The sequence below is a fragment of the Actibacterium sp. genome (assembly GCF_041584535.1).
Lineage (GTDB): Bacteria > Pseudomonadota > Alphaproteobacteria > Rhodobacterales > Rhodobacteraceae > Actibacterium_D.
The window spans coordinates 1-3032 of record NZ_JBFHDW010000301.1 but is presented as its reverse complement, the minus strand read 5'-3'; the positions used below and the strand labels follow the sequence as shown (position 1 = coordinate 3032).

At 62.6% G+C, this 3032-nt stretch carries 3 protein-coding genes and 1 pseudogene; all 4 read right to left on the bottom strand.

Going from position 1 to position 3032, the window contains the following annotated elements:
• A pseudogene (locus tag ABYW26_RS12670) lies at window positions 1-100 on the bottom strand (electron transfer flavoprotein subunit beta/FixA family protein); the annotation flags it as partial.
• An 11-nt stretch (window positions 101-111) separates the two neighbouring features.
• Window positions 112-1299 carry an acyl-CoA dehydrogenase gene (locus tag ABYW26_RS12665; protein WP_372605265.1) on the bottom strand — a complete coding sequence of 396 codons (1188 nt, stop codon included), beginning with the start codon at window positions 1297-1299 and terminating at the stop codon, window positions 112-114.
• A gap of 16 nt (window positions 1300-1315) precedes the next feature.
• A complete protein-coding gene (gene pcaF, locus ABYW26_RS12660; RefSeq protein WP_372605264.1) occupies window positions 1316-2521 on the bottom strand; it encodes a 3-oxoadipyl-CoA thiolase in 1206 nt (401 codons plus the stop codon).
• 1 nt (window position 2522) lies between these two features.
• Window positions 2523-3032: 3-hydroxyacyl-CoA dehydrogenase family protein (locus ABYW26_RS12655; protein WP_372605263.1), on the bottom strand; the 510-nt coding region annotated here is incomplete at its 5' end.

The window sequence follows — 3032 nt, the reverse complement described above, 5'->3', positions numbered from 1 at the left end:
ACATCTTCACATTCGCTAGATCAACTCCGCTACCGTCCGCCTTCACACGAACCTTAACGTTATAGTCAATCACGCGCTTCACAGGCACCAATACCTTCATTGCCGCCCCCATCAAAAGAAGGCCTGAAGGCCGGTTTGCGCGCGACCGATGATCAGGGCATGGACGTCATGAGTGCCTTCGTAGGTGTTCACGGTTTCAAGGTTCACCATATGGCGGATCACCCCGAATTCGGCCGAGATGCCGTTGCCACCATGCATGTCGCGGGCCATACGCGCCACGTCCAGCGCCTTGCCGCAGTTGTTGCGCTTGATGACGCTGATCATCTCGGGCGCCATTTTGTGCTCTTCAAACAAGCGACCAACGCGCAGCGCGGCATGCAGGCCCAGCGAAATTTCGGTCAGCATATCGGCCAGTTTCTTTTGATACAGCTGGGTTTGCGCCAGCGGCTTGTTGAACTGTTTGCGGTCAAGGCCATATTGACGCGCCGCGTGCCAGCAGGCTTCGGCGGCGCCCATGGCCCCCCATGCGATGCCAAAGCGCGCGCGGTTCAGACATCCGAACGGGCCCGACAGACCCTCGGCATTCGGCAAAAGCGCGTCTTCGCCCACTTCGACATCCTCCATCACGATCTCGCCGGTGATCGAAGCACGCAGGCTGACCTTCTTGCCGATTTTCGGCGCGCTCAGACCCTTCATGCCTTTTTCCAGAACAAAGCCGCGGATCTTGCCGCCATGGGCATCGGATTTGGCCCAGACCACGAAGACATCGGCGATGGGGCTGTTGGAAATCCACATCTTGGTGCCGTTCAGAACGTAACCGCCTTCGACCTTTTTGGCAGTGGTTTTCATGCTGCCCGGATCCGACCCGGCATCGGGTTCGGTCAGGCCGAAACAGCCGATATATTCGCCACTGGCCAGTTTCGGCAGGTATTTCATCCGCTGTTCTTCCGAGCCATAGGCAAAGATCGGGTGCATCACCAGACTGGATTGCACCGACATCATCGAGCGATAGCCGCTGTCCACGCGCTCAACTTCGCGGGCCACAAGGCCATAGCTGACATAACCGGCGCCGATGCCGCCGTATTGTTCGGGGATGGTGATGCCCAAAAGGCCCAGTTCACCCATTTCGCGGAAGATTTCCGGGTCGGTTTCTTCGGCCAGAAAGGCGTGTTCCACGCGCGGTTGCAGTTTGTCCTGCGCATAGGCGTTGGCCGTATCGCGGATCATGCGCTCTTCTTCGGTCAGCAGATCGTTCAGAAGGAACGGATCGTCCCAGGTAAAGGCATTCTTATCAGTCATTGTCGTTCTCTCCTGTTCAAACGCGTTCCAGAAGCAGGGCAGCCCCCTGCCCCACGCCTACGCACATTGTCGCCATGCCAAAGCGGCCACCAGTTGCTTGCAGTTCCAAAGCCGCCGACCCCGCGATACGCGCGCCCGACATGCCCAAGGGATGGCCCAGCGCAATCGCGCCGCCATTGGGGTTCACGCGCGGATCGTCTCCGGAGAATCCGATCGCGCGCAGCACGGCCAGCGCCTGAGCGGCAAAGGCCTCGTTCAATTCCAGCGCCGACAGATCGCCCGGTTCGATCCCGGCCTTGGCGCACAGCTTGCGGATCGCGGGCACCGGGCCATAGCCCATGATGCGCGGTGCGATCCCTGCGCTGGCGCCAGCGACGACGCGGGCAATCGGGGTCAGGCCGTGGCGTTTGGCGGCCTCGGCCGAAGCGATGATCAGCGCCGCCGCCCCGTCATTCACGCCCGAGGCATTGCCAGCGGTCACACTGCCGCCGTCGCGCACGATGGGGCGCAGCTTTTCAAGGTCGGCCAGATCGGTCTCGGGCCGGGGATGTTCGTCTTGGGTCACTTCGGCGGTCTTGCCGCGGCCAAGCTGAACCGTCACCGGCACGATTTCCCGTGCCAGTCGCCCATTGGCCATAGCCACGCCGGTCTTGCGCTGCGAGTTCAGCGCGAAAACATCCTGATCGGCGCGGGAGACATCGAAATCATCGGCCACGTTCTCGGCCGTTTCGGGCATGCTGTCGGTGCCGTATTGCTTTTTCATCGCCGGGTTAACAAAACGCCAGCCGATGGTGGTGTCGTGAACTTCGTTCGCGCGGCCAAATGCAGATGCTGATTTCGGCATCACGAACGGCGCGCGGGTCATGCTTTCGACGCCGCCGGCGATGGCCAGATCAATCTCGCCGGCCTTGATGGCGCGGGCGGCGGCGCTGACGGCCTCAAGCCCCGATCCGCACAGGCGGTTCACGGTGGCGCCGGGCACGCCTTCGGGCAGCCCCGCCAACAAAGCGGCCATACGCGCGACGTTGCGGTTGTCTTCGCCCGCCTGATTGGCGCAGCCCATCCAGACCTCTTCGATGGCGGCCGGATCAAGGCCGGGGTTGCGCGCCAGCAATTCCCGCAAGGGGATCGCTGCCAGATCATCGGCACGCACCCGGGCCAAGGCCCCGCCATAGCGGCCAATTGGGGTTCGGATATAGTCACAGATAAACGCGTCGGTCATATCACTCTCCGGAGGCTTGGTTGAGGCTGGCGAAATCGCGGCCGCTTTGCGCCAGATCGCGCAAAAGATCGGGCACATTCCACGACAGCGGGTCTTCGGCGCGGTAGGTTTCGATCCGGCGCACCAGTTCCGCCGCGCCAATCGTGTCGGCGTAATGCATCAGCCCACCGCGCCAGCGCGGAAAGGCATAGCCGTGGATCATCACCAGATCGATATCGGCGGGACGCGCGGCGATGCCTTCCTGCAGGATCGCGCAGGCCTCTTCGATCATCGCAGTCAGGGCGCGTTGTTGCACCTCCCCGGCGTCGAAGGTCAGGGGAGACAGACCTTCGCGCCGCGCCGTCTCGCGGATCAGCTCCGCCACCGGCGCCGAGGGGGCGGGAGGCGCGCCCTCAGGGTAGTCATACCAGCCAGCGCCGGTTTTGCGGCCAAGCCGCCCCAGATCGTCCACCATGTGGTCAGCGATCGGGATATAGCGAAAGCCGGGCTTGTCTTGCAGGCCAAGGCGCTT